The following is a 26478-nucleotide window of genomic DNA, read 5'->3' as shown; positions in this document are numbered from 1 at the left end:
GGTCTCCAGAGATCATAATTTTGGAGACGCACATGCATTGGCGCATTACTTTGGAAGCCGTTGACCCGACTGGGGATCAATATCGCAAGGAATTCATGATCGAGAACGATCTTGATGGCCTGGCTGATGGGAAGCTGGGCTGTTCGATCGAAGACGGCAAGGCGATCATGAAAGAGGTTCAGAAGATCATTGTCGAGCGGCAGCTCGATCTTTGGGTTCGCTACTGCCGGGTGTGTCCAACCTGCGAGGGACTGCTGCCGATCAAGGATTACAGCCATCGGAAGATACTGACGGTCTTTGGTGAAATACCTGTGCGCGTCCCTCGCCTGATGGTCTGCCAGAAGTGCAATCCGGCATGTTGTTTCACCTTTTCTCCTGCAGCTGACATCTGCAAAGACCGAGCCACGCCGGAATTGTTGGAGCTTTCCGCACGACTGGGTGCCAAATTCTCATATCGGGAAGCATCAGACGTGTTGGCAAGGTTCTTGCCAGATCAATCGGCGAGAACTTTCACCACGCTTCGCAACCGAACCTTGGCTCTGGGGAAACGGATCGAAGAGGCCGAAAGGCAGCAACGCTGGTTCGAAGACCTGGCCTATCCGGACAGAAAACAGCTTGAGTTTAAGCTCACTGGCGATCCAGCCCGTGAATTTGTCTTCAACGTCGACACGGCACATATTCCCATGATCAAGCGATATGGCGGACGAACCTTCGAAGCAGTTGTAGGCCATTGCGGACGCGGAGGAAGAGGCGATCCGCCGGGACCCATCTTTGCTTTTGAGGGTACGCATCCCAGAGACCTGAAGACGATGGCAGCTCTGGCTCTCAAAAGGCAGGGCTATGCTGACCAGGGTGAAATCACAGTTATTTCGGATGGGGCGGAATGTCTGAAGCGCCTGGCCGGCATGCTTCCACAACCGGTGACCCACATCCTCGACTGGTTTCACATTTCAATGAAGGTTCAGCCAATCGCTCAACTGGCCGCAACAGCGCCGAAGCACCTCTCGAGCTTTGGAGGCCGTATCGAACGAATACGGTGGCGACTGTGGAACGGGCAAGCGGGTCGCGCGCTGTCCCTGATCGCAAGGGTTCGACGAGATCTGTCCAGAGACACGGTCCCGAGCATTTGGGCGAGCCGTGCCGACAAATTGCTCGAAACGCTGCAAGTCTACATTGGACGGAACAGGGGATCGGTGGTCAACTATGCCGGCCGATACCACGAAGGAAAGCGCGTTTCGACCGCACCGGCCGAAGCGAGCGTCAATCGGCTAGTCGCCAAGCGATTTGTGAAAAAGCAACAAATGAAATGGTCTCGTACCGGAGCGCACTTCCTACTGAAAGTTCGAGCATCCGTGCTCAACGGTGACCTGCCCGAACGAACGAAATACGAAGCACCGAAACTGCCAACCCCAGCCAACATCGCGAGCTTCATCAGTCCTACACCACCCTTGTTCAGGGCAGCATAGCCCCGCGGTTTTGAACGGTCCCAGGACGAAATCAGTAGTGAACAACACTGACTTGAACATTCTTTGGCTCGCGATCAAGTCCGTTCGTGTCCGCCATATCCTGTGGACAGGCCGATAGGCACACAATTAGGTCAACGAAAGCGGTAAGCTCAACGAAGTCCCCGGGCCGACTTGCTGGGGGATAGATACCAATGTCACCTTTGAGAAGAGGTGCGTTTTCAAACAGATTAAGTGGACACGGGATGTGAGAAATCGGATGTCCGAGTTTGGTCATTGCTCGCCTGAGATTGTCACTGCAATTTTCGTGCTCACCCAAAAAACCCAACATTTCGTACCGAGCACCATCACAAGCTGCGAAGAACCAGTCATGGACGCCTGGCGAGGAGTCTGCCGTGAATTTCAGCAACGGTCGTCGCATGTTTGATCGAAAAACTGTACCCTTTCCCGGAGTCGGGCAGGTGGAATGCACACGGGTATGCTCCATTGACATGTACTCGTTAATATCATCCGCCCGGAAGGCCCAAGTATCAACCACCTGAGAGCCGAAAATGTTGGTAATTCTCAACTGCGCTCCTTGCGCCAGATGGAACGCTCGACCTGTGCGGGCCATTAATGTGAAAGTATTATTCATCAGAGTAGCGATGCCCCTGTTGTTGCTAACAGAACGGAATAGAGGCTCTTAGATGCGGTGATAAATAGCCTGTTGCGCTTTAGCCCACCAAAGCAAACGTTTGAGACCTCTTCGGGAACAAAGATCTTACCCAGCAGACTCCCATCTGGATGGTAGCAGTGAACACCATCTCTCGCACTCGTCCAAATTCGCCCCTGCGTATCTAGCCGGAACCCGTCAAATACACCTTCTTCGCATTCTGCGAAGACCGTTCCGCCTGAAAGTGTTCCGTCGTTGCCGACATAAAACTTCCGAATGTGGCGCCCTCCATTAGGATAGCGCGTTCCGCCGCTATCGGCGATGTAGAGCGTTTTCTCATCCAAAGAGAAGGCGAGTCCGTTTGGGCAGGCAAAGTCGCTTGTCACTTGAGTGACATCGCCTGTCGACGGGACAAGGCGATAGACATGTTCGCCATCCAGTTCCGGTTCCGCTTGGAAACCTTCATAATCCGATTCGATCCCGTAGGCCGGATCGCTGAACCAGATCGTGTCGTCAGAGCGCACCACGACATCGTTGGGGCTATTAAATCGTTTGCCCTCAAAGTGGCTGGCCAAGACCGTGACCGATCCGTCATGCTCAATCCGCGTAACGCTTCGCGTTCCGTGCTCGCAAGCAACGATCCGACCTTGCCGGTCAAGCGTTGACCCATTGGTATAGCACGCGAGGCCTGACCGGATGTCGCAAACCGTACCACTCAGCTCATCCCAACGGAGCCGTCGGTCATTGGGAATATCGCTAAAGATCAGACATCTGAACGCTGGTGAATAAACCGGTCCTTCGGTCCATTTTCCACCAGTCCAAATTTGTTCGATGGGTTCATCAAGCTTGACGCTGCGTTCAAACCGATCGTCGCGAATTTCGTAGTTGTCAGTCTTTATCATTGGCAGCGCTCACACATGTGCTATACTTTCTGTAGTACGCTAGATTGATACAGAAAGTATAGCAAGTGACAAAAATTCCGATGCCGGGCCAACCCGTTCGTGGCTCAAAGAGCGGTGCCCCCATCATGGCTTTGTTTGATCTGCTAGGTCGGCAGTGGGCAATGGGTGTTTTGTGGATACTGAGCGAAAATGGTCCGTGCACTTTCCGAAGGCTCCAAAAGCACTGTGAAACAATCTCCCCCGCGGCTTTGAACACCAGGCTGAAAGAGCTTCAGGCGGCGGGTTTCATAAATCGAGTGGACGCCGGGTATGCTTTAACCGAATTGGGACTACGTCTCTATAGGCATCTTGTGCCTCTAGGTGACTTCGGTAAAGCTTGGGCGAAGTATCTGGATGCTCTAGACACGGAACCAGATATTTAGTCAGGTCGGAATCGCGACATTCTTTTCCATTTATGAGCTTATCGACGATGTAAGTGCCTAAAAAGACTACGGCTTTCTGGCAAGTTGTCGCCTTATGTCAGCATGGCTTCTAGCACTCTTGAGTCCAAGGTGAGCGCCCCCTCGAAATTCGGACGCTGACACAAGCTGTCCGTAACCGGCGTTCCATTGTAAGCGGCGTCTACGCTCCATCGGAGTTCAGCTCGACGGCTTGAAGTTCCAGGGTAGCAACTCGTCGATCCGGTTCGCGGGATGCCCTGCCGCGATCGCCTCGAGCGTCGCCTTGAGATACAGAAACGAGAGTTTCCCCAGAGATCTCCCTGCTCGGCTTCACCAAGGCCTGGACGGCACTCCACTAGGAGAAGGGGATCATGAAAATGTTCTCGCTCCGAACACGCCTGAGCAAGTGCGCACCCTTGCCCTCGCAGCACACCAATTGCCTCCGGCCTCTCGAACGAGTTAGCACAGATGGAGCTGCGCCCCGGTTCCGCACTTGTTCTAGATGGGCTTTTTTCTCCAATTAGCCGCGCACGAAAACGGCAGTCCCCTCACCGGTCAGGAGCATTTTGCCCTAGATTTCAGATACCCCCCGGGGGTGCCGGAGAGGCGCCTGTGTCTTCGCTGGTATGGTAGGATATAGATATGGCGCAGCTTTTGCGCGGGGCTGGCGTCAGATTCTATGGCTCACAATCCGTGCTTACGAACACTGCCCAGGCTCACTTTCTGCGCCACCCTGTTTCAAAAGCGTGCCATGGCATGCCCCAAAATCATGCGGGGGTTCTGGATTTGAAGTCGAGGGTGGCGGGCCTGCCGTCGACCCCGAGATGCGTCAGTGCCCAATGGGCGGCCTGGCCGACACCCTCGGGGCCAAGACAGGCGCCGCGCGTCTTGGTGATGAAGCCCGCCTCCTCCAGTTCACGGTAGTAACGGCTCACCGTGTTGCGCGAACAGCCGAGACGCTCGGCCGCCAGGCGCTGCGAGAGGAAAAGCCGCCCGTTGTTGTGGCCGTTGAAGACGCGGATCAGCTCCCAGTGCAGGGACCGCGCACCGGGGCCGAGGCGCCGGTAGGCCGGACGGTCGAAGATCCAGGTGTCCAGCTTGATGAAGCTCGCGGCATTGCCCCGCTTGTCCCGTTTCGCCATGGCTCAGCCCTCCGCCTGCGGCGAGACGCGCCGGGCGTTGGCCCAGGTATTCAGATCCGCGCCGTGGTAGACGATCTTGCGCCCCAGACGGAAGTAGACCGGCGACCGCCCGTAATGGCGCAGCTGAGCCTGGCGCGCCTTGCTTCCCAGCAGCGCCAGGATCTCGGGATCGTCGGGCAGATAGACCCGAGTTTCGTCGAAGAGGTTGTTCATTGGATTGCCTCGCATTTCTTTGCCAGGCTTCCAATTATCTTCAGCCTTTCGGACTTTGGAACAGGGCTGTCCGGGCCCTCAAGTGGCTCGTGCCCGCTGCCAAACCGCTTAAGCGGTTTTGGAGAAAAGGGCGTAGTAGCGGGACTTGTAGGGCTCCTTCGAGCGGATGTCCTCCGACAGGTAGGCCTCCTTCTGACCCCTGCCCTGCCGCCACAGATCCGGATCCTTCGCCACGGCATGTTCGAAGGCCTGATCGACCAGGCGGTCCTCGCTGATCTGCGGATAGAGCGGCGCCAGGGCCTCGATCTCCGTCCAGAAGGCCGCCACGCGGGCCGCGCGCTTGCTGTTGGAGGCCTTGCCCGAGGCCTCGGCCCGCTTGAGCTTCGCCTTGCGCATCGCCATGACATCGTATTCCAGCGGCTTCCTGACGAAGGCCGCCGCACTCAGACCAGCGGCAAAGCTGACTTCAGAGGCTTCCTTCAGGGCCTCTTCCGCCTCTTCGGCAGTTAACCCACCATTCTCCGCATCCCGGGCAGATGCCTTGAGACCTCGGGCAAACGTCTCATGGTGTGTCAGCACGGCGACTGCATGCCAGAATGGCGTGTTCGATTCGATCTCTCCCTGTGAGAACAACGCTGCGAGCCTGCGGCACCCATTGCGCCACGGATACTTCTGCAGCCAGGCCTCTGCCTGGGCTTTCTGTTCCCGAGATATCGAGGTGTGATCCGCGCGCGGCAGATCCCTGTTCGGGTCATTCGGTTCGAACCTGAGCAACCGGCCAAACCGATACCCGATCTCGCGCTCCCCCTTCAGGATCAGCCTCTGGTAGAGATCGAGATCGACCTGGACATGGCGGCCACGCTGCTCGGACCAGAAGACCACGGTCTTCTGGTCACCCCGGTAGTCTATCCCGACCTCGCGCAGGTAGACGCGCGCCCGAATGACGGCGATAACAAACAGGTCGCTCTCGGCATTTGGATAGAGGCGTTCGATCTCTCCCAAATCCGACCGGATCCAGAAGAGCTCCTTTGCCGCAGCAGCCTGTTCCGGGCCCGTGGCGTGCTGAGGTTCGATGAAGTCCTCGTAGGTGTCAGTACCATCACCATAGTCCCGCGTGGGTACGACGCGGGCCAGCTCTTCCCGCCGCGCTTGCTTGTCCGCGAGCGACATGCCCTGCAGGGCAAGAAGCTCGCCAAGGCTCAACTCGTAGAGATCCCCTTGCCAGGCCTCTAACGTCTCGGTCATCGCGCGTTCTCCTGCCCGGGCGTCTCGCTCGTCACGAATGCGGACCACTGCGCCATCAGCGCGCGCCTGCGGTCCAGCAGGTCGGACCGCGCATAGGCGCGCTCCACATCCGAGCCCACCTTGTGGGCAAGGCTCATCTCCGCCACCTCTCGCGGCGCATTCGCGACCTCTGCCGCCCAGTCGCGGAACGTCGACCTGAAGCCGTGGACCGTGACGCCCTCGACTCCCATCCGGCGCAACAGCATCAACATTGCCATGTTCGACAGCGGCTTGTGGCGTTTCTGGCCTTCGAAAACGACCTCTGACCGTAACGCCCGCAAAGGCTCGACCAACTCGAGCATGGCATCGGTCAGGGGAACACGGTGATCTTCGCCCGTCTTCATTCGGACAGCCGGGCAGGTCCAGATCCCTGCGTCGCGATCAAGCTCCTCCCATCTCATCCCCAGGACCTCGCCGGTCCTCGATCCCGTGAGACAGGTGAACATCAAGGCCTTTGCTGCCACCGCGGACTTACCCGTCAGCTCCCTGTAGAACGCGGGCACCTCCTGCCAGCGCATTGCCTTGTGGTGCTTGGGTTTCGCGACCACCTTCGGCAGCACGCGACCCTCCTTGATCGCCGTGACCGGGTTTTCGCCGGATCGAAAGCCCTTGGACTTCGCCACGTCCAGAACGACCTTCAGCCTTTGAGCCAGGCGACGCGCCGTCTCATGCTTCTCTGTCCAGATCGGAGAGAGGCACATCAGGATCTCGGGCTGGCCGATACTGTCGATCGGCATTCTCCCGATCTTGGGGAAAGCGTAGTCCCGCAGAGTGTTGATCCATTGCTGGCCGTGCTTGGCATTTTTCCAGGTCGGCATGCGATCAATGTGAACCTGCTGCGCCACCTCTTCGAAGGTTGGCACCTCGCGTTGCGCATTGAAGCGCGGGTTCAGGCCCTGCCGGGCCATGCGGCGATATTCCAGCGCTCGCTCGCGTGCCTGGTGCAGCGTCACCAGGTCGGCACCCCCAAGACCAAAGTCAGTCCTGAGCGGCGCGCCCTTGCGATTCCGCTGCCCCTTCACCGTGACACGGACGATCCAGCGCCGGGCGCCGGAAGGATCAACTACGAGGTAGAGGCCGTTGCCATCCCCGTGGCGACCAGGGCCGAGATTCTCAACCAGCTTCTTCGTGAGCTTTCCGGTAAGCAGGGTCATAGTTCATACCACGATTTGTACCACCCAATGAAAGCATACAGGACAAATCGAAAGAAACCACAGGAAACATGCAGACCCCACGAAAGACCTGATATGAAATGAAAAAGGCCGCCAAAGGCGACCTAATCAAAACCATGAAAAATGTATGGTGGCGGAGGAGGTGGGATTCGAACCCACGGTACGCTTTCACGCACGCCGGTTTTCAAGACCGGTGCATTCGACCACTCTGCCACTCCTCCGGCCCGCAAGCTCCTATCCGCCCGCCGGCGATTCTGGAAGCGGACAATCGGCCTCACGCGGGCGGGAAAACCCGCCGATGGCGGATGGCGGGCTTTCCTTGCAGGGGGCTTCGCGCTAAAGTCCCGTCAATTAAGGCCCGCGCAAGTCGGGTCACGGACGAGCATGGCCAAGAGGCCGCGATGCGGGGCATCCCGCCGAGGCGAGAGCAGGACAGATGACACAGGGCAAATCCCCCCGCCCCACCGGGCCGACCCTCATGCGTGGCGCCGTTGCGCTTTCCGCGCTGCTGGCGCTTTCGGCCTGCCAGGAAGGCGGGCAGATGCAGCTCTTCAAGGCCAGCCAGGAAAGCCCCGAGGCCAGCCGTGGCCAGACCCGCTCGACCAAGTTGATCGAACGCGACGTCGAGGCGCCCGATGTCTTCCAGGTGACCGAGGCCGGGCTTTGGGATGGCCGCCCCTCGCTTGGCGGTGTCTGGGTCGCGCACCCGGATGTGACCGAGCCCGAGCGGGTGTTGATCCGCAATACCGACAACGACAATTTCGTCATCGGCGCCCTCTTCCGGCGCGAGACGATGGGACCGGGGCCGCGCCTTCAGGTCTCCTCCGATGCGGCCGCGGCGCTTGGCATGCTGGCCGGCGCCCCCGAGCAGCTGAACGTCACCGCCCTGCGCCGCGAGACCATCGACCCCGAGCCCGTGGCCCCCGCGCCACTGCCTGCCTCCGCGCAGACCGTGGCGCCCGAGACCCTGCCCGCCAGCGCCACGGTCGAAGCTGAAACGCTCGACCCGCTGGCCTCCGATACCTCCGCGGTCCTCGCCGCGACCGCAGAGCCCTCAGAGCCCGTGACCGAAGCGCCGGCGAAGAAGGGCCTTTTCGGCTGGCTGCGCAAGAAAGAGGCCCCGGCGCCCGAGCCCGCGATGATCGCCGCCCCCGAGGTCTCGGCCACGCCGCTGGATGCGCCCCAGGCAGAGGCCACGCCGATGGCCCAGCAACTGGCCGCGGTCTCGAGCCTCGAGAAACCCTATATCCAGCTCGGCATCTTCAGCGTGAAGCAGAACGCCGAGAACACCGCCGTTGCCATGCGCCAGCGCGCGCTCTCGCCCGAGGTCGTGACCCATGTCAGCCAGGGCAAGACCTTCTACCGGGTGATCGTCGGCCCGGCGCGCTCGGAGGCCGAACGCGCCTCGATGCTGCAGGTGACCAAGGACGCCGGCTTCACCGACGCCTATGCGGTTACCAACTGATCCGGCCCATGATAGAAAGGGCGCGATCTTCGGGCGCGGCCTCTCGGGGCCTGCAACCCGACCAATCTTCGAGCCCATCCGCGAAGCAGGAGTGATCCGCCCATGCAATTTCGTCCGCTGCGAGCCCTCCTCGCCGGTCTGACCGCCGCAATGACCCTTGCGGCCATGCCGGCCCAGGCCTTCGACACCAAGGCCCGTGCCGCTTACGTGGTGGATATCACCACCGATACGGCAATCCTGGCCAAGGATGCCGATACCCCCCTGCCCCCCGCCTCCATGTCGAAGCTGATGACGCTCTACGTCACCTTCGAGGCGATTCGGGATGGCCGCCTGCGCCTGGATGAAGAGCTGCCCGTGTCGCAGCACGCGATGGATTACGGCGGATCGACCATGTTCCTCGACACCACCGACCGGGTGAAGGTCTCGGACCTGATCCAAGGGATCATCGTGCTTTCGGGCAATGACGCCTGCGCCGTGCTGGCCGAGGCGCTTTCGCCGGATGGCACCGAGGCCGGCTTTGCCCGCTACATGACGCAGCGCGCACAGCAGATGGGGATGACCAACTCGACCTTCGCCAATTCCAACGGCTGGCCCGACCCGATGCAGCGCATGTCGATGCGCGACCTGGCCCTGCTGGCCACCCATATCATCGAGGACTTCCCCGAGTTCTACGAGTATTTCGCCGAACGTGAGTTCGCCTTCGACGGCCGCGCGCCAGACAACGTCTACAACCGCAACCCGCTGCTTTCGATGGGCATCGGCGCCGATGGCCTGAAGACCGGCCACACCCAGGAAGCGGGCTACGGCCTTGTCGGTTCCGCGGTGGACGAGCTCTCTGGCCGCCGTATCGTCTTCGTCTACTCGGGGCTCGACAGCACCCAGGCGCGGGCCGAAGAGGGGCGCTCGATCGTCAACTGGGCCTTTCGCCAGTTCAAGCAAAGCACCCTGATCGAAGCCGGCGAAGTGCTGGAGACCCGCCTGCCGGTGCACGAGGGCAGCCTGCCCGACGTGGGCCTGACGGTGACCGAGGACCTGACCACGCTGGTGCCGGTCCTTTCGGCCCAGGGCATCCCCTCTGAGGTGGTCTTCAACGGCCCGGTCAAGGCCCCCGTCGCCGCCGGCCAGGAGCTGGGCGAACTGATCCTGCGCCCCGAGGGCCTGCCCGAGAAGCGCGTCAAGCTGATCGCCGCCGAGGCCGTGCCCCATGGCGGCTTCAAGGCCCGCGTGCAAAGCGCCGCCCGCTATCTGCTGCGCCGGATGAACGAAGACGCGCCGGAGGCTGCCTCTTGAGCGCAGGAACGGGGCTCTTTCTCTCGTTCGAGGGGATCGACGGCTCGGGCAAGTCCACCCAGGCCCGGCGGCTGGCCGAGGCGCTGACCGAGGCGGGCCGCGAGGTCGTGCTGACACGCGAACCCGGCGGATCGCCCGGCGCCGAGGAGATCCGGGCGCTGGTGCTCAACGGCGATCCCGACCGCTGGTCCGCCGAGACCGAGATCCTGCTTTTCACCGCCGCCCGCCGCGACCACCTGGAACGCACCATCCTGCCCGCCCTGGAGCGTGGCGCGGTGGTGATCTGCGACCGTTTCGCCGACAGCACCCGGATGTACCAGGGCCTGTCGCGTGGCGATCTGCGTGCCCAGGTCGACCGGCTGCATGCGCTGATGATCGGGCGTGAGCCCGATATCACCCTGCTGATCGACATGGACCCTGAAGAGGGGCTCTCTCGCGCCCTGTCGCGCACCGGCGCCGAAGAGCGCTTCGAGACCTTCGGGCTCGAGCTGCAACAGGCCATGCGCCGGGGCTACCTGGAGCTGTCCCGCGAATATGCCGACCGTTTCCGCGTCGTCGAGGGCGCCGGCGCGCCGGATGTGGTCTTCGACCGCCTGCAGGCCGCCCTGCCCGAGCTTTTCGGGGCCTCCGCATGAGCGAGGATGGCCAGCCGGAACCCGACCGCGTCGAAGGCGCGCCGCATCCGCGCGACACGCTGCGGCTCTTCGGGCAGGAAGAGGCCGAGGCCGAGTTTCTCGACGCCTTCAACCGGGGCCGCGTGCACCATGGCTGGATGATCACCGGCCCGCGCGGCACGGGCAAGGCCACGCTGGCCTGGTCCATCGCCCGTTTCCTGCTGGCCACCCCCGACCCCGGCGCAGATGACGGCGGCATGTTCGGCGAGATGCTGGCCCCCGCCAGGGCCGAAAGCCTGGCCATCCCCGAGGACCACCCCGTGACCCGTCGCATGGTGGCCGGCGCCGAGCCAGGCCTCTTCGTGCTGCGCCGCGGGGTCAGCGAGACGACGGGCCGCCTGAAGGCCCAGATCACCGTTGACGAGGCGCGGCGACTGAAGGGCTTCTTCACGCTCTCGGCCGCCGATGGTGGTCGCCGCGTGGTCATCGTCGACGCCACGGACGAATTGAACACCTCGGCCGCCAATGCGCTGCTGAAGCTGCTGGAAGAACCGCCCGCGCGCACCACCCTGCTGCTGGTCACGCACCAGCCCTCGGGCCTTCTGCCCACCATCCGCTCGCGCTGCCGCCTGCTGCGGCTGAAGCCGCTCGAGCCGCAGGCGATGGAAGCCGCGCTTGAACAGGCCGGGATCACCATCAACCAGCCAGAGCGCCTGGCGGCGCTGGCCGAAGGCTCTGTCGGGGCGGCGGTGCGGCTGGCGATGCTGGACGGGCTGAAGCTCTACGGCGAATGGATCGCCATCCTGGGCTCGCTGCCGCGCCTCGACCGCGCCCGCGCCCAGGCGCTGGCCGATGCCGCCGCCGCGCGCGGCGCCGAGGAAAGCCGCGCCCTGCTGCTGTCGCTGCTCGATCAGGCCCTCGCCCGGCTGTCGCGCGCAGGCGCCACCGGCCAGCCCCCCATGCCCGAAGCGGCGCCCGGCGAGGCCGAGGTCTTTGCCCGGCTCGCCCCCACGCCGCATCATGCGCGTCTTTGGGCGGCAGAAGCGCAGGAGATCGGGGCCCGGCTGCGCCACGGCACGGCGGTCAACCTTGACCCTGCCGCGCTCATCCTTGATACGGTCTTCAGGCTGCAACGCGCAGCGGGCGGGGGCTGACCCGCCGCGAAGACCTTTCAGGACAGACATGACCGACACGCCCCAGATCACCGACAGCCATTGCCATCTCGACTTCCCGGATTTCGACGGCGAATTGGACCAGGTGATCGCCCGCGCCCATGCGGCGGGGGTGTCGCGCATGGTCTCGATCTGCACCAAGCCCGGCTCCATCGCCAAGGTCCGCGCCATCGCCGAGGCCCATGCTTCGGTCTTCTGGGCCTATGGGCTGCACCCGATGTCGGTGGCCGATGAGGCCCCGGTCAGCTTCGACGAGTTGGTCGAGGTGGCCCAGCACCCGAAGCTGGTGGCGATCGGCGAGACCGGGCTTGATTACCATTACACCGCCGAAAGCGCCGAGGCGCAGAAGGCCAGCCTGCGCGTGCATTGCGCGGCCGCCGCCGAGACCGGCCTGCCGCTGGTGATCCACGCCCGCGACGCGGACGAGGACATGGCGCGCATCCTCGAAGAGGAATACCGCAACGCGCCCTATTCCTGCGTCATGCATTGCTTCTCGTCGGGGGCCGAACTGGGTCGGAAGGCCCTGGACTTGGGCTTCTACCTGTCGATGTCCGGCGTCACCACCTTCAAGAAAAGCCAGGAGCTGCGCGACTTCTTCGCCACCGTGCCGCTGGAGCGCGTGCTGGTGGAAACCGACAGCCCCTATCTTGCGCCGCCGCCGCATCGCGGCAAGCGCAACGAGCCCGCCTATACCGCCCTCACCGCCCAGGTCGGCGCCGAGGTCTTCGGCCTCGACTACGCCGCCTTCGCCGCGCAGACCCAGTCCAACTTCGACCGGCTCTTCACCAAGGTCGGCGCCTGGCAGGCAAGGGCCGCCTGATGGCTACGCTGACCTTCACCATCCTCGGCTGCGGCTCTTCCGGTGGCGTTCCCCGGATCGGAGGTCTCTGGGGCGATTGCGATCCCGAGAATCCGAAGAACCGCCGCCGCCGCTGTTCCCTGCTGATCGAGCAGGAGGGGGACGAGGGCAAGACGACCGTGCTGATCGACACCTCGCCGGACCTGCGAGAGCAGCTGCTGTCGGCGGGGGTCGGCGTACTGGATGCGGTGGTCTACACCCATGCCCATGCCGATCATGTCCATGGCATCGACGACCTGCGCCAGGTGGTCTTCAACACCCGCAAACGCCTGCCGGTCTGGGCCGATGCGCCGACGCAGAAGGACCTGACCTCGCGTTTCGGCTATGTCTTCACCCAGCCCGAGGGCTCGTCCTATCCGCCGATCCTCGATCTGAACCTGATCGAGGGCGCGGTCAGCATCCCGGGCGCCGGCGGCACCATCACGCTGTTGCCCTTCCGGGTGAACCACGGCTCCATCGACGCGCTCGGCTTCCGGGTGCGCGACCTGGCCTACCTGCCCGACGTGGCCGAGATGTCGGAAGAGGCCTGGGAGGCCTGCGCCGGCCTCGACTGCTGGATTCTCGACACCCTGCGCCGCGACCCGCACCCGACCCATTCGCACCTCGCCCGGTCGCTGGAGTGGATCGCCCGCGCCGCGCCCGAGCGCGCAGTGCTGACCGACATGCATATCGACCTGGACTACGACACTCTGCAGGCCGAGACCCCGGACCATATCACCCCGGCCTATGACGGCATGAAGATCACCTACCGGATCTGACCGCCGCGACCAGCCCGGCCCTGCGAGGACCGCCGCGATGAGCGCGCTGCTGTATATCATCCTGCCTGTCTTCCTCGTGCTGGGGGCCGGCTATGTCTCGACGAGGACGGGTCTTCTGAAGCTCTCGGTCGCCGAGGGGCTGATGTCCTACACCCAGAGCATGGCCTTCCCCTGCCTGCTCTTCCTCGCCATCTCGGGCTTCGACCTGGGCGAGCAGTTCCACGCGCCGCTGCTGGTCAGCTACTACGCCGGTGCCACGGCCTGTTTCTTCCTCGGCATGATCGGCGCGCGGGCCATCGGGCGGTCGCCGGAGGACGCGGTGGTCATCGGCTTCTGCTGCCTCTTCGGCAATTCGATGATGCTGGGCGTGCCGATCACCGAGCGCGCCTTCGGCACCTCGGCCCTGGATGCAAACTTCGCCATCATCTCGATCCACGCCCCCTTCTGCTACACTCTGGGCATCGTCGCCATGGAGCTCACGCGGGCCGGCGGCCAGGGATTGGCGCTCGGTGCGTTGATCCGGCGCATCCTGCGGCAGATCTTCACCAACCCGCTGGTGATCGCGCTGATGCTGGGCTTCGTGGTCAACCTCTCGGGCCTGACCGTTCCGGTGCCCCTGCAGGACGCGCTCGCGATCATCGCCCGTTCGGCCCTGCCGGCGGCGCTCTTCGCGGTCGGCGGCGTGCTGGTGCAATACAAGATCGAGGGCGACTGGCGGCTGATCGGCATGATCTGCCTGCTGTCGCTCATGGTGCATCCGGCAATCACCTGGACGCTCGGCAAGCTCTACGGGGTCTCGACCGAGGGCTTCCGCTCGGCCATCCTGACGGCGGCCGTGGCCCCGGGGGTGAACACCTATGTCTTCGCCAATCTCTACGACCGGGCCAAGCGCTCGGCCGCCTCGGCGCTGCTCATCGCCACTGGCGTCTGCCTCTTCACATCCTGGTTCTGGTTGTCGCTGCTGCCTTAGGCGCGCTTGCGCGCGTGTCGCCTTCGGGCTACCCATCTTCCCTAAAGGCAGCGGCCTGCAGGAGATCCCATGGACATCAACGTGACCTATCAGCGTGGCCCCACCGATCCCGGCGCAGGCCCGGTGCGGGTGGGATGGCTGCTTGGCCCCGTCGACGCGCCGGTGATCTACGAGCCGCCGCGCCGCGTCCATTCCCGCGACGCCCGGCGCGAGCACGCCAAGTCGGCCTCGCGCTGCCCCGCCGTGGTGGGTCTTGAAAGCCGCTACTTCGAAGTGCCCTGCCCCTTCGACCTGCACATCGGCTTCACCCGTGACAAGGACGGCAAGGCCCAGCTCCGCAACCTCTCGGGCGAGAAATCCGCCGTGCGCGGCTCGACCCTGGGCAAGCGGCTGTCGCTGGTCCCCGAGGGCGAATGGCGCTTTGCCGACCGGCCCATGCTGCAGCTCAAGTTGCCCTATTACTTCATCACCGACGAGCCGGTCTACCTGACCCAGCTCGAAGCCTACATGTACTACCGCAAGACGCCGCTGCCCGGCACGATCTTCGGCGGACGTTTCCCAATCAACCTCTGGCCGCGCCCGCTGATGTGGGCCTTCGAGTGGCATGACATCGAAAAGCCCATCCTGATCCGGCGCGGCGAGCCGCTGTTCTACTGTCTCTTCGAGGCCGACGGCCCGGACCGCGCGGTGCAGATGGTCGAGGCCGAGATGACGGACGAGCTGAAGACCTACATGGATCACATCGGCGGCGCGGTGAACTACGTGAACCAGACCTTCTCTCTCTTCGAGGCGGCAGAGCGGGTGCGGCCCGCCAAGCTGCTGAAGGTGCGCGACAGATGAGCAAGCCCGTGGCCGAGGCCCGAGGGGCCCGGCGGGTCAATACGGCCAGCCTGCTGAAAGAGGCCCAGACCGCCTTTCGCAACGGCAATATCTCTCGTGCCTGGCAGGTGCTGGAGCCCATGGTTGCCGCAGGTATCGGCGACCAGCTGCCCGAAGCACACCGGCAGGCGCTGCACTACCTGCAACTGGGATGCGCGCTTTACCAGGTGGGCGACATGGATGCGGCGCGCGAGCTCAACCGCGACCTGCCCACCGATCAGTTCACCCCGCTGCGCTACCGCCTTTCGCTGCGGCTACGCGATCCGCTCCAGGCCCGGCGCCTGCGCAGCGACCCGTCCAACGGCGCCCGCGAGCTGGCCGATTTCCGCACCTCTGCCGGGCTGCACGAGATCTGGGCACATCGCTACCGCATCGGCTTTCCGCTTTATGCCGCGCGCTGGCAGGCGATCAACTTTCCCAAGGTGCTGCCCGAACGCGTGACCCACGCCCCGCTCACCGCCGACCCGGCCCAGGACGCGGGCCTGATCGTGCTGGAACAGGGGCTGGGGGACGTGCTGTTCCACCTGGCCCATATCAAGGCCGAGGGTGCCCATGAGCGTTCTGCCTTCACCGGGCTGGCGAAATATGGCTCCCTGGTGCGGCGCTACTTTCCCAAGGCCACGTTCACCCCGGCGGGCAAGCTCTCGGATGCGCTTGGCAAGCCGCGCGCCCACCTGGCGGCCGATTTCACCGGGCGCGGCTATGCGCGGCGCGGCACGATCTCGCCGGGCATCCTTCTCGACAGCCCCACCCGTCATGCCTTCGACCAGCCGGTCTTCGGTATCTGCTGGCGCGGCGGCTCGGGCCAGAACCGGCGCGAGGAGCGGCATATCCCGCTGCGCTTCCTGCTGGACATGCTGCCCATGGACGCCCGCTTCCTGGCGCTGCAATTCGACCTGACCGAGGCCGAGCGCAAGATCCTGCAGGCCGATCCGCGCTGCGAGGTGCCGCTGGCCGATATCACCCAGGACCCGGCCCAGACCATCGACATGATCCGCCCGCTGGCGGGGGTGATCTCGGTCGACAGTGCCAACTGGCACATGGCCGGTTTCTCGGGCGTGCCGCTGCTGGCCGTGATGAACCAGACCGCGCATTGGTTCTGGGGCCCCGATGCCGATGCGGCCAGCGTGTTCCCCTCGGCCACCACCCTGCGCAAGGAGGATCTCTGCGCCCCCGCCATCAGCGACTGGATCGCCGAGGCGCGCAGCCAGTGGCAGGCCCGCCCGGTGGCGCCGATGCCCCTGCGCCACGTGACCCCGCCCGAGCTTCCGCCCGAGGCCCGGCCGCTCTTCCTGACCGGCCTGCCGCGCTCGGGCACCTCGATGGTGATGCGGGCGCTGGCCGGCCAGGGTCTGTGGCTGGGCGACACCATCCCCGGCAATCCCGACAACCCCGAGGGCTACGCCGAGAACCGCGCCCTGCGCGAAACCCAGTTGAAGCCGCTGCTGTCCCTTCTGGGGGCCGATCCGCGCGGCATCGCGCCGCTGCCCCGGACCGAGGCCCTGCCGCCCTGCCCGGCGCTGGCGCGCCGGCTGCTGAAGACGATCCGCGAAGAGGGCTACGACGGGCGGCAGCCCTGGGGCTACAAGGACCCGAAGTTGAGCCTGCTCTGGCCACTCTTCGCCCGCGCTTTCCCCCAGGCCACCTGGGTGGTGGTCACCCGTGAACGCGACAGGGTGCTTTCGTCCATCGCCAAGGCAAGCTTCATGCGCAGGCACTCGACCTCGCCCGAGTTCTGGAAGCCCTTCTGCGCCTGCTACGACACGCGGCTTGACGCCCTGCGCCAGAGCGGCGTGACCCTGTTCGAGATCCGGGCAGAAACCCTGATGGCCGGGGACCCGAGCCCTTTGGAGCCCGTCTGCAAGGCGCTCGGCCTCGGCTACGATCCCGAGATTGCCCGGCAAGCGCTGAAGCGCGGCTGACGAGGGTTGGCCCTAGCGTGAGCCCATCGGTTCCGGCTGGCGGCTGAGTGCGGTGGCGGCGGTCTCCTTGGCGGCGATCATCGCACCCAGAAGGCGGCTCTCGTAGCCGGTGAGGCCGGGGCGGTGGCCACGGGCGTGGCGCAGGCGGCTTTGCAGAAGCTCGGGGCGGGCCATGTCGCCCACCTTCTGCAGCGTCGCCGGATCGACATCGCAGATCACCAGCGGCTCGGCGCACTCCAGGCCGAAATCGCCCTGGTCCAGCACCTGATAGCCCTCGGTCACCAGCAGCACGTAATCGGCATGACGGCGTGGCAGGCGGGTGACGAAATGGCCATCCAGCAGGTATCTTGCGGCCACCACCGCCTCGTCGCCGCCAAAGAGCATGGCAATGCTGGGGTCCTTCAGCACAAGGTGCTGGGCCGCGGCCACAGCGACCGGAGCGCGGTTGCCCAGCAGGCCGGGCCGAAGCTCGATCGGAGCGAGGCGCCCGTCTCCGGCGACCCGGCGGCGCCCGGTCCAGAGGATGCGTTGCGGGCCGTTGTCGAGGGTCGAGACCATGTCGCCGGGGCGCAGGTCCTCGACCGCGCGGCGGCCCGTGGGGGTGCAGATCGTCAGACCGGCGGGAAAGGGCGTGACGTGATCGGTCGAGATCATCCGCAGCTGGCCCCTGGTCCGGTAGGTGCCGACGCGTCGCCCGATGAAGGGCTGGTTGTCGGCTTCCAGCGGGCCTCGGCTGCCGGCCTTCAGCCGCGCGTCCAGACCTCCGCTGTCACCGCCGGACACCTGCCAGCGCAGGGCCTCCGAGATGTCGGACCATCGCTCTGGCATCATTCTCAGACCGACATGGCCCCGCGCGCATAATTCGCGCGCAAGCTCTCTGCTGGCTTTCGTCACCCCGTTGCAGGTCATCTCTACCCTTTCGGCATTACGCCTTGTCAGCGGATCGTCTTGTTGCGTTCCGTTAGGGTAAGCTCAGCACGCATGGATGGCCAAAATTGGAACGATAGCGGGCCAAGACGCGGCCCAAATGCGGCAAGAAAAAGGCGGCCCCTGCCGCAAACATGCCGCAGATATTTGAGCAATCAGTCAAATCCCGGAAGCGGTCGAATCCCGCGCCGCTGGCACGCAGCCGCTTGCCCCCTGCGCCGCCCCGGCTTAGGGAAGAGCAGCAACGCGTCCGGCACGCGCAAGGCAAGGAGATCCCAATGGCACCCAGAATCCAGATCATCAACGGCCCGAACCTGAACCTTCTCGGCAAGCGCCAGCCCGAGATCTACGGCGCCGAGACTCTGGATGACGTGGCCCGCGACTGCGAGGCGCTGGCCGCCGAGCTGGGGCTTGAGCTGTCCTTCTACCAGTCCAACCACGAGGGCGGGATCATCGACTGCATCCATGCGGCGCGCGAGACCTGCGCCGGCATCGTGATCAACCCCGGTGCCTATACCCATACCTCGGTCGCCATTCTCGATGCGCTCAATGCCTTCGACGGCAAGGTGATCGAGTGCCATATCTCCAATGTCCACAAGCGCGAAAGCTTCCGGCACCATTCCTATGTCTCGCTGCGCGCGGATGGGGTGATCGCGGGCTTCGGCACCCAGGGCTACCAGCTGGCCCTGCGCCGCATGGCCGTGCTGACCGCCTGAGCTAGCCGCCCGAGCGGAAGACCCGCGTGCTGGAGAACATCGCCTCCAGCTCTTCCAGGCGTTCCTGGCTCTCGTCCCAGCGTTTTGCCTGGACCTCTGCGATCAGCGCTTCGACGACCGCAAGGATCGCCGTGGTGCTGTCCCAGTTCGACGGTGCCTCGACCTGCAAATGGAAGACATGCCGCGCCACCTGCGCAATGGGAGAGCCCCATTGGTCGGTAAAGAGCACGATGGTCGCCCCCCGCCCCTGGGCCAGCTCCGCCAGCCGCAGCAGGTCCTTCTCGTAGCGCCGGATATCGAACAGGACCAGCACCGAGCGCTCGCCCATGTCCAGCAGGTAATGCGGCCAGACCGAGGGCCCCTGGTCGAGAAGCGTCACCCCGGTGCGGATGATCTGCATGTGATTGTGGAAATAGGCGGCATTGGCTCCGGTGATCCGTCCGCCCAAAAAGTAGGCATGTCGGGAGGTATCGGCCAGGAGCTCGGCCACCTCGTCGAACATAGCCGTGTCCATACGCTCGAGCGAGCGGGTCAGGTTTCCGATCAGCGCATCGGCGAAACGGTGCAGGACATGGCCGTCTCCGCCACGCGCATCACGCTTCAGGGCGGGGGCCTTTATGCGATCCGCGACCTCGTCGCGCAGCGCGTTCTGCAACTCGGGGAAGCCCTCGTAGCCCAGCTTGCGGGCCATGCGGATGACGGTGGGCGAAGAGACGCAGGAGAGCTCTGCGAGCTTTGTAATGCTCTGCATTCCAGCCATCGGGTAATCCGAGAGCAGCACCTCGCAGACCCGTTTCTCGGAGGCGGTCAGGCGTTGTTCCTGGGACAGTATCCGCGCCCGGACCGATGTCTCGGCCCCGTCGGGTTTGCCCTCTGAGCTGCCACCTGTCACGCCTCACGCCTCCGCTTGTAGCAATAGTTACAAACTAGATACGCTCTGTAGTCATGTCTACAGAAATGAATTGACACCCCGGCGCCCAGACGGTTTCCCTGCGCCCATGATGGGAAACGAGTCACATCTCCTGACCGAGGCCGAGCGCCCCGCCGCCGAGGTCATTCATCCGGGTGGTACGGGCCCGATCGTGCTGTGCTGCGAACATGCCAGCCCGACGATTCCCGCCTCGCTCGACGGGCTGGGATTGGCCGAGGAAGATCGCCTGAGCCATGCCGCCTGGGACCCCGGCGCGCTGGCGCTGTCGCTGGCCATGTCGGAGCGCATGGGCGCCCCGCTGGTTGCCAGCCGGGTCTCGCGGCTGGTCTACGACTGCAACCGCCCGCCCAGCTCGGACAGCGCCATGCCGCGGAAGTCCGAGGTGGTCGAGGTGCCGGGCAACCGTGACCTCACCGAAGACGACCGCGCCGCCCGTGTGCGCGAGGTCTACCGGCCCTTCACCACGGCCCTGTCGAACGTGCTGGACCGGCACGGCGGCGCCCTGGTGACGGTGCATTCCTTCACTCCGCTCTGGCATGGCCAGCCGCGCTCGACCGAGATCGGGCTGCTGCATGACAGCGACGACCGCCTCGCCCTGGCGATGATGGACAGCTGGCACGGCTCGATCCAGGCCGAGCTCAACGCCCCCTATGCCGCCTCCGACGGGGTGACCCATACCCTGCGCGAGCAGGCCCTGCCGCGCGGAAGGCTCAACGTGATGATCGAGGTGCGCAACGACCTGCTGGCCGACGAGGCCGGGGTGTCGCGGGTGGCCGAAATGCTCTGCGCCTCGCTCAGTCGTTCGCTGGCCCGGCTGGCAACCTGCGGCAGCCTCGAATCCGCCGCCGATCCCAAGCGGGGGGCTTCGGCATGAGCTTCATGCGCGGCTACATCTCGTGGATCGACGGCATGAACCGCCTGATCGGGCGGATCACGATGTTCTTCCTCTTCGTCCTGATGGGCATCCTGCTGTGGTCCTCGATGTCGAAGGTCTTCTTCCTGCCCTCGCTCTGGACCCTCGAGATGGCCCAGTTCGTCATGGTGGCCTATTACATCCTCGGCGGACCCTACTCGATCCAGCTGGGCTCGAACGTCCGCATGGACCTGATCTATTCCGAGCTGACCGACCGCCGTAAGGCCTGGATGGATGCCTTCACGGTCTTCTTCCTGATCTTCTACCTCGGCGTGATGATCTACGGCGGCCTGGCCTCGCTGGCCTATTCGCTGGGCAACTTCATGGGCTCTCCGCTGTCCTTCTTCGGCAAGCTGATCGCCGCCTTCGTGACCGGAGGCCCGGCTGCGGCGGCCGACGTGATGGGCTATATCGAGACCTCCCGCTCGTCCTGGGGGCCCGTCATGTGGCCGATCAAGCTGATCACCTGCATCGGGCTCTTCATGATGCTGCTGCAGGTGCTTTCCGAATTCTTCAAGGACCTGCTGCGTCTGCGCGGGGAAGAGATCTGATGTCCTATGAACTGATCGCCCTGCTGATGTTCAGCACGATGATGCTGATGCTGCTGACCGGCCAGCGGGTCTTCGGAGCCATCGGCTTTGTCGCCGTCGTCGCGGCGCTGCTGCTCTGGGGGGACCGGGGCGGCTACGACATCGGTTACAGCGCACTCATCAAGCTGATGAACTGGTATCCGATGCTGACGCTGCCGATGTTCGTCTTCATGGGCTACGTCCTGTCCGAGTCGAAGATCGCCGACGATCTCTACAAGATGTTCCACGTCTGGATGGGCGGCGTGAAGGGCGGCCTGGCCATCGGCACCATCGGGCTGATGGTGCTGGTCTCTGCCATGAACGGGCTTTCCGTGGCCGGCATGGCCATCGGCTCGACCATCGCGCTGCCCGAACTGTTGAAACGCGGCTACGACAAGAAGATGGTCACCGGCGTGATCCAGGCGGGCTCTTCGCTGGGCATCCTCGTGCCGCCCTCGGTGGTGCTGGTGCTCTACGCGATGATCGCGCGGCAGCCCGTGGGCCACCTCTGGCTGGCCGGTGTCGGGCCGGGCCTGATGATGGCCGCGCTCTTCATCGCCTATATCGTCATCCGCTGCGCGCTGAACCCCGCCCTTGGCCCTGCCCTGCCGGAGGCCGAGCGCGCCCAGGTCACCCGCGCCGAGAAAATGCGCCTGCTGCGCGCCGGCCTGCTGCCGCTTGGCATCTTCGCGGTTATGATGGTGCCCTTCGTCAAGGGCTGGACCTCGCTGGTCGAGGCCTCGGCCATCGGCGCCATCGCCGCCTTCATCGCCGCGGTGCTGAAGGGACGGATGACGAAGACCGTCTTCCTCACCGCCACCCGCAACACCCTGGGCATCTCCTGCATGTTCATGTGGATCATCCTGGCCGCGCTGGCCTTCGGGGCGGTCTTCGACGGCCTGGGCGCGGTGAAGGCGATCAGCTTCCTCTTCACCGAGCAGCTTGGCCTGTCGCCCTGGGTCATCCTGATCCTGATGCAGCTGAGCTTCCTGGTGATGGGCAGCTTCCTCGATGACACGGCCATGCTGGTCATCGTGGCACCGCTCTACGTGCCGCTCGTGGGGGCGCTCGGCTTCGACCTGGTGTGGTATGGTGTGCTCTACACGATCACCTGCCAGATCGCCTACATGACGCCGCCCTTCGGCTACAACCTGTTCCTGATGCGGGCCATGGCCCCGCCCGAGATCAGCCTGAAAGATATCTACGGCTCCATCGCGCCCTTCGTGGCGGTGATGATCCTCGCGCTGACCCTGACCATGGTCTTCCCGCAGATCGCCACATGGCTGCCGAATTACGTCTACCAGTGATAACCAACCAGATCCCGCGGCGAAGCGGGGCTCAACACCAAAAACCAAGGGAGTTCCCGAGATGACCAACAGACGTTCTTTCCTGCGCGGCGCCGCAATGGCCGCCCCCGCAGCTCTGGCGGCCCCGGCCGTCCTCAAGGCCCAGGAAGCCATCAAGTGGCGTTTCCAGACCTATGCCGGTTCGGCCCTGGGTCAGGAAGTGACCAAGCCCGCCATCGACGCGATCAACGCGGCGGCCCAGGGCGAGCTCGAGATCGAGCTCTACTACGCTGACCAGATCGTCCCCACCGGCGAGCTGTTCCAGGCCCTGCAGCGCGGCACCATCGACGGCGTCCACTCGGACGATGACTCGATGGCCTCGCCGACCCCGCTGCGCCAGTTCGGCGGTTACTTCCCGCTGGCCACCAAGCACGCGCTGGACGTGCCCGTGCTCTTCAAGCAGTACGGCCTGGCCGAGATCTGGGAAGAGGAATACGCCAAGGTCGGCGTCAAGTGGCTCTCCGCCGCTGGCCAGGACCCGTGTAACTTCAACACCAAGAAAGAGGTCACCTCGCTGGCCGACCTCGAGGGCCTGCGCCTCTACACCTTCCCGACCGCGGGCGAGTTCCTGTCGCAGTTCGGCGTCGTGCCGATGAACATCCCCTACGAGGATGCGCAGGTCGCCGTGCAGACCGGCGAGCTTGACGGCATGGCCTGGTCGGGCATCACGGAAGACTACACCGTGGGCTGGGCCGACGTGACCGACTACTTCCTGACCAACAACATCTCGGGCGCCTGGATCGGGTCGTTCTTCGTCAACCAGCAACGCTGGGCCGACCTGCCCGATCACCTGAAGACCATCGTCTCCAGCGCGATCGAAGCCAGCCACACCTACCGCAACCAGTGGTACTGGGGCGGCGAAGCGCGTCTGCGCGCCCAGGGCGACAAGCTGCAGCTGCGCTCGATCCCGCAGGAAGAGTGGAAGGTCGTCGAAGACGCCGCCGTCACCTTCTGGGACGAGATGGCCGAGCAGGGCGAAGTGGCCGCCAAGCTGGTGCAGATCTTCCGCGACTACAAGGACGTGACCTCGAAAGCGGGCCCGCCCTACACCTTCGGCTGATCGCCGGTTCGAAAACGCAAAAGACGAGGCGGCCCCGTCGGGCCGCCTCTCTCTGGTCAGGAGGATTGAGACATGGCAGCGCTGACGTTGGACAAGTTGAAAGAGCAGGTGGAAGCAGGTGAGATCGACACGGTCCTGGCCTGTGTCATCGACATGCAGGGTCGCCTGATGGGCAAACGCTTCCACGCGGCGCATTTCGTGAGCAGCGCCTGGGAAGAGAGCCACTGCTGCAACTACCTGCTGGCCACCGACCTCGAGATGTACACGGTCGAGGGCTATGCCGCGACCTCCTGGGCGGGTGGCTACGGCGACTACGTGATGAAGCCCGACCTCGCCACGCTGCGCCCCGCGCCCTGGCTCGAGGCCACGGCCATCGTGCTTTGCGACATCCTGGACCACCACACGCACCAGCCGGTGCCCCATTCCCCCCGCGCCATGCTGCAGGCCCAGGTCAAGCGGCTTGAGGCCATGGGCTTTTCTGCCAAGATGGCGACCGAGCTGGAGTTCTTCCTCTTCGAGAAGAGCTTCGACGAGATCCGCAAGTCGGGCTACACCGCCCTCGACACGCTGACCCCCTACAACGAGGACTACTCGCTGCAGCTTTCGCTGCGTGACGAGGTGGTCCTGCGCCCGGTGCGCAACGCGCTCTATGCCATGGGCATTCCGGTGGAATGCACCAAGGGCGAGGCCGAGACCGGCCAGGAAGAGCTGAACATCAAGTATGATGAGGCCATGCTGGCCGCCGACTACCACGTGATCGGCAAGCACGTGGTGAAGGACGTGGCGCTGATGAAGGGCCATGCGGCCAGCTTCATCCCCAAGTGGCACCGCGACAAGGTGGGCAGCTCGGCGCATGTGCACCAGTCCCTCTGGCAGGGCAGCGACAGCGCCTTCTACGACCCCGAGGACAGCCTCGGCATGTCGGCGCTGATGAAGAGCTACTGCGCGGGCCTGATCAAGTACGCCCCCGAATACACCTTCTTCCTTGCCCAGAACGTCAACAGCTACAAGCGCTTCCAGGCCGGAAGCTTCGCCCCCACCAAGGCCGTCTGGTCGGTGGACAACCGCACCGCGGGCTTCCGCCTCTGCGGCGCGGGCAGCAAGGCCGTGCGCATGGAATGCCGTATCCCCGGCTCTGACGTGAACCCCTACCTGGCCATGGCCGTTCAACTGGCCGCCGGGATCAAGGGAATCGAAGAGGGTCTCGAACTGGCACCGCCCGCCGATGGCGATGTCTACGAACAGGGCTCCGTGGTCGAGATCCCCTCGACCCTGCGCGCCGCGCGCGAGACCCTGACCAACTCGGCCTTCCTCCGGGAGGCCTTCGGCGATGCAGTCATCGACCACTACACCCGCGCGGCCGACTGGGAACAGGAAGCCTTCGACGCGGTGGTCACCGACTGGGAAATTCAACGCGGATTTGAGCGAGCGTAACGATGAGCAAAGTGGATCTGATTTCTCCTGTCGACGGGTCCGTCTACCTGTCGCGGGAGTGTGTTTCCGAGGCGGCCGCCCGCGCGGCCATCGAGGCCGCCCGTGCGGCGCAGCCCGAATGGGCTGCCCGCCCCCTGGCCGAGCGGATCGAGTTGGTGAAGAAGGCCATCGCGATCATCGGCACCCAGCAGGACCGGATGACCGAAGAGCTGGCCCACCAGATGGGCCGCCCGGTACGCTACGGCGGCGAATTCGGCGGCTTTGAAGAGCGCGCGCTCTACATGGCCTCGATCGCCGAAGAGGCGCTGGCGCCCAAGGTCATCGAGGACAGCGACAGCTTCACCCGCAAGCTGACCCGCGAGCCCCAGGGCCTGGTCTACGTGATCGCGCCGTGGAACTACCCCTACATGACCGCCATCAACACCATCGCCCCCGCGCTGATCGCGGGCAACGCGGTGGTGCTGAAGCATGCGACCCAGACCCTGAAGGTCGGCGAGCACCTGGCCGAGGCCTTCCACGCCGCCGGCGTGCCCGAGGCGGTGTTCCAGAACATGGTGCTGAGCCATGACGTGAGCTCGGCGTTGATCGCGGACAACCTGTTCGACTTCATCAACTTCACCGGCTCGGTCCGCGGCGGCCAGCAGGTCGAACGCGATGCAGCGGGCACCTTCACACCGGTGGCCACCGAGCTGGGCGGCAAGGATCCGGGCTACGTGCGCGCCGATGCCGACCTGGATGCGGCCGTCGACGGGCTGATGGATGGCGCCATGTTCAACGCTGGCCAGTGCTGCTGCGGCATGGAGCGCATCTATGTCCACGAGAGCCTCTTTGACGCCTTCGTCGAGAAGGCCGTGGCCTGGGTGAAGGCGCAGAAGCTGGGCAACCCGCTCGATCAGGAAACCACCATCGGCCCGATGGCCAACGTGCGTTTCGCCGGCACCGTGCGCGCCCAGATCCAATACGCCGTGGCCGAGGGCGCCAAGGCCCATATCGAGAAGATGGAGGCCGACGACGGCGGCGCCTACCTGACGCCGCAGATCCTGACCAATGTCACCCACGACATGGAAGTCATGCGCGAGGAGAGCTTCGGCCCCGTGGTCGGCATCATGCCGGTCAAGGACGACGAGGAAGCCATCGCCCTGATGAACGATTGCCAGTACGGCCTGACGGCGGCGATCTTCACCAAGGATATCGACGCGGTGAACGCTATCGCGCCGCGCCTGCAGACGGGCACCGTCTTCATGAACCGCTGCGACTACCTCGACCCGGCGCTGTGCTGGACCGGCTGCAAGCAGACCGGCCACGGCCAGGGCCTGTCGGAGCTGGGCTACATGGCCCTGACCCGTCCCAAATCGCACCACTATCGCAAAGCCTGAGGAACCCCA

At 64.4% G+C, this 26478-nt stretch carries 26 protein-coding genes, 1 tRNA gene and 1 pseudogene; 18 read left to right on the top strand and 10 right to left on the bottom strand.

The genetic code is table 11. From position 1 onward, the window contains the following. Window positions 1-32: 32 nt before the first annotated feature. On the top strand, window positions 33-1466 hold the full coding sequence (locus CRO50_RS19895) for an ISKra4 family transposase (RefSeq protein WP_143516865.1): 1434 nt from the start codon (window positions 33-35) through the stop codon (window positions 1464-1466). 31 nt (window positions 1467-1497) lie between these two features. On the opposite strand, the gene CRO50_RS06395 is transcribed toward CRO50_RS19895, so the two are convergent. Both CRO50_RS06395 and CRO50_RS06390 read right to left on the bottom strand, forming a co-directional pair. Then, a complete protein-coding gene (locus tag CRO50_RS06395) occupies window positions 1498-2097 on the bottom strand; it encodes a DUF1989 domain-containing protein (protein WP_097145050.1) in 600 nt (199 codons plus the stop codon). Further along, window positions 2097-3017 (bottom strand): SMP-30/gluconolactonase/LRE family protein, encoded by a 921-nt coding sequence (locus CRO50_RS06390; protein ID WP_097145049.1) that lies wholly within the window; start codon window positions 3015-3017, stop codon window positions 2097-2099. Before CRO50_RS06390 ends, CRO50_RS06395 begins: the two co-directional genes overlap by 1 nt. Window positions 3018-3097: 80 nt before the next feature. On the opposite strand from CRO50_RS06390, the gene CRO50_RS06385 reads away from it, so the two are divergent. Next, complete coding sequence (locus tag CRO50_RS06385; protein WP_097145048.1) at window positions 3098-3439, top strand: winged helix-turn-helix transcriptional regulator; 342 nt, start codon at window positions 3098-3100, stop codon at window positions 3437-3439. Between the two features lie 216 nt (window positions 3440-3655). Here the strand turns inward: CRO50_RS06385 and CRO50_RS06380 are convergent. The 6 genes and pseudogenes from CRO50_RS06380 to CRO50_RS06355 form a co-directional block, all read right to left on the bottom strand. Beyond that, window positions 3656-3748 (bottom strand): annotated as a pseudogene (locus CRO50_RS06380) (transposase domain-containing protein); the annotation flags it as partial. A gap of 476 nt (window positions 3749-4224) precedes the next feature. Next, window positions 4225-4599: a helix-turn-helix domain-containing protein gene (locus CRO50_RS06375; protein WP_097145047.1), complete on the bottom strand. Its 375-nt coding sequence runs from the start codon at window positions 4597-4599 to the stop codon at window positions 4225-4227. 3 nt (window positions 4600-4602) lie between these two features. Next, on the bottom strand, window positions 4603-4812 hold the full coding sequence (locus tag CRO50_RS06370; protein ID WP_097145046.1) for a MerR family transcriptional regulator: 210 nt from the start codon (window positions 4810-4812) through the stop codon (window positions 4603-4605). Window positions 4813-4920: 108 nt separating this feature from the next. After that, complete coding sequence (locus CRO50_RS06365; protein ID WP_143516864.1) at window positions 4921-6105, bottom strand: hypothetical protein; 1185 nt, start codon at window positions 6103-6105, stop codon at window positions 4921-4923. Then, a complete protein-coding gene (locus CRO50_RS06360) occupies window positions 6054-7250 on the bottom strand; it encodes a tyrosine-type recombinase/integrase (RefSeq protein WP_097145044.1) in 1197 nt (398 codons plus the stop codon). The genes CRO50_RS06365 and CRO50_RS06360 overlap by 52 nt, the downstream gene beginning before the upstream one ends. A gap of 149 nt (window positions 7251-7399) precedes the next feature. Beyond that, a tRNA-Ser gene (locus CRO50_RS06355) sits at window positions 7400-7489 on the bottom strand. 215 nt (window positions 7490-7704) lie between these two features. Between CRO50_RS06355 and CRO50_RS06350 the strand changes: the two genes are divergently transcribed. The 9 genes from CRO50_RS06350 (at window position 7705) to CRO50_RS06310 (ending at window position 17197) form a co-directional block, all read left to right on the top strand. After that, complete coding sequence (locus tag CRO50_RS06350; protein ID WP_097145043.1) at window positions 7705-8733, top strand: SPOR domain-containing protein; 1029 nt, start codon at window positions 7705-7707, stop codon at window positions 8731-8733. A 102-nt stretch (window positions 8734-8835) separates the two neighbouring features. Continuing rightward, window positions 8836-10023, top strand: coding sequence for a D-alanyl-D-alanine carboxypeptidase family protein (locus CRO50_RS06345; RefSeq protein WP_097145042.1), 1188 nt, complete (start codon window positions 8836-8838; stop codon window positions 10021-10023). Then, window positions 10020-10658, top strand: coding sequence for a dTMP kinase (tmk, locus tag CRO50_RS06340; RefSeq protein ID WP_097145041.1), 639 nt, complete (start codon window positions 10020-10022; stop codon window positions 10656-10658). Before CRO50_RS06345 ends, tmk begins: the two co-directional genes overlap by 4 nt. Next, window positions 10655-11791 carry a DNA polymerase III subunit delta' gene (locus CRO50_RS06335; RefSeq protein WP_097145040.1) on the top strand — a complete coding sequence of 379 codons (1137 nt, stop codon included), beginning with the start codon at window positions 10655-10657 and terminating at the stop codon, window positions 11789-11791. The genes tmk and CRO50_RS06335 overlap by 4 nt, the downstream gene beginning before the upstream one ends. A gap of 28 nt (window positions 11792-11819) precedes the next feature. Further along, a complete protein-coding gene (locus tag CRO50_RS06330) occupies window positions 11820-12629 on the top strand; it encodes a TatD family hydrolase (RefSeq protein ID WP_097145039.1) in 810 nt (269 codons plus the stop codon). Continuing rightward, complete coding sequence (locus CRO50_RS06325) at window positions 12629-13426, top strand: MBL fold metallo-hydrolase (protein WP_097145038.1); 798 nt, start codon at window positions 12629-12631, stop codon at window positions 13424-13426. Before CRO50_RS06330 ends, CRO50_RS06325 begins: the two co-directional genes overlap by 1 nt. 37 nt (window positions 13427-13463) lie before the next feature. Beyond that, on the top strand, window positions 13464-14396 hold the full coding sequence (locus CRO50_RS06320) for an AEC family transporter (protein WP_097145037.1): 933 nt from the start codon (window positions 13464-13466) through the stop codon (window positions 14394-14396). A gap of 69 nt (window positions 14397-14465) precedes the next feature. Beyond that, the gene (locus CRO50_RS06315; protein ID WP_097145036.1) at window positions 14466-15236 is read left to right on the top strand and encodes a hypothetical protein; all 771 of its coding nucleotides are present in this window, start codon (window positions 14466-14468) and stop codon (window positions 15234-15236) included. Continuing rightward, window positions 15233-17197, top strand: a complete 1965-nt coding sequence (locus CRO50_RS06310; protein ID WP_097145035.1) for a sulfotransferase — start codon at window positions 15233-15235, stop codon at window positions 17195-17197. Before CRO50_RS06315 ends, CRO50_RS06310 begins: the two co-directional genes overlap by 4 nt. A 12-nt stretch (window positions 17198-17209) precedes the next feature. Here CRO50_RS06310 and CRO50_RS06305 read toward each other — a convergent pair whose 3' ends face one another. Further along, the gene (locus tag CRO50_RS06305; RefSeq protein ID WP_157791732.1) at window positions 17210-18028 is read right to left on the bottom strand and encodes a Hint domain-containing protein; all 819 of its coding nucleotides are present in this window, start codon (window positions 18026-18028) and stop codon (window positions 17210-17212) included. Between the two features lie 374 nt (window positions 18029-18402). On the opposite strand from CRO50_RS06305, the gene aroQ reads away from it, so the two are divergent. Continuing rightward, window positions 18403-18840: a type II 3-dehydroquinate dehydratase gene (aroQ, locus tag CRO50_RS06300; RefSeq protein WP_097145033.1), complete on the top strand. Its 438-nt coding sequence runs from the start codon at window positions 18403-18405 to the stop codon at window positions 18838-18840. Between the two features lies 1 nt (window position 18841). On the opposite strand, the gene CRO50_RS06295 is transcribed toward aroQ, so the two are convergent. Beyond that, entirely contained in the window at window positions 18842-19732 is an 891-nt protein-coding gene (locus tag CRO50_RS06295; RefSeq protein WP_198431788.1) for a MurR/RpiR family transcriptional regulator, read from the bottom strand. 106 nt (window positions 19733-19838) lie between these two features. On the opposite strand from CRO50_RS06295, the gene CRO50_RS06290 reads away from it, so the two are divergent. The 6 genes from CRO50_RS06290 (at window position 19839) to CRO50_RS06265 (ending at window position 26469) form a co-directional block, all read left to right on the top strand. Then, on the top strand, window positions 19839-20645 hold the full coding sequence (locus CRO50_RS06290) for an N-formylglutamate amidohydrolase (protein WP_097145032.1): 807 nt from the start codon (window positions 19839-19841) through the stop codon (window positions 20643-20645). After that, on the top strand, window positions 20642-21235 hold the full coding sequence (locus CRO50_RS06285; RefSeq protein WP_097145031.1) for a TRAP transporter small permease subunit: 594 nt from the start codon (window positions 20642-20644) through the stop codon (window positions 21233-21235). The genes CRO50_RS06290 and CRO50_RS06285 overlap by 4 nt, the downstream gene beginning before the upstream one ends. Further along, window positions 21235-22560: a TRAP transporter large permease gene (locus CRO50_RS06280; protein ID WP_097145030.1), complete on the top strand. Its 1326-nt coding sequence runs from the start codon at window positions 21235-21237 to the stop codon at window positions 22558-22560. The genes CRO50_RS06285 and CRO50_RS06280 overlap by 1 nt, the downstream gene beginning before the upstream one ends. Before the next feature lie 61 nt (window positions 22561-22621). Further along, window positions 22622-23659, top strand: a complete 1038-nt coding sequence (locus CRO50_RS06275) for a TRAP transporter substrate-binding protein (RefSeq protein WP_097145029.1) — start codon at window positions 22622-22624, stop codon at window positions 23657-23659. Between the two features lie 72 nt (window positions 23660-23731). After that, window positions 23732-25093 (top strand): glutamine synthetase family protein, encoded by a 1362-nt coding sequence (locus CRO50_RS06270; protein ID WP_097145028.1) that lies wholly within the window; start codon window positions 23732-23734, stop codon window positions 25091-25093. A 2-nt stretch (window positions 25094-25095) separates the two neighbouring features. Continuing rightward, the gene (locus CRO50_RS06265; RefSeq protein ID WP_097145027.1) at window positions 25096-26469 is read left to right on the top strand and encodes an aldehyde dehydrogenase family protein; all 1374 of its coding nucleotides are present in this window, start codon (window positions 25096-25098) and stop codon (window positions 26467-26469) included. Window positions 26470-26478 lie beyond the last annotated feature (9 nt).

It is taken from the genome of Pseudooceanicola antarcticus (assembly GCF_900215355.1).
GTDB lineage: Bacteria > Pseudomonadota > Alphaproteobacteria > Rhodobacterales > Rhodobacteraceae > Pseudooceanicola > Pseudooceanicola antarcticus.
Note: the sequence above shows the minus strand (reverse complement) of the source record. Positions and strands in the feature narration are given on the sequence as shown.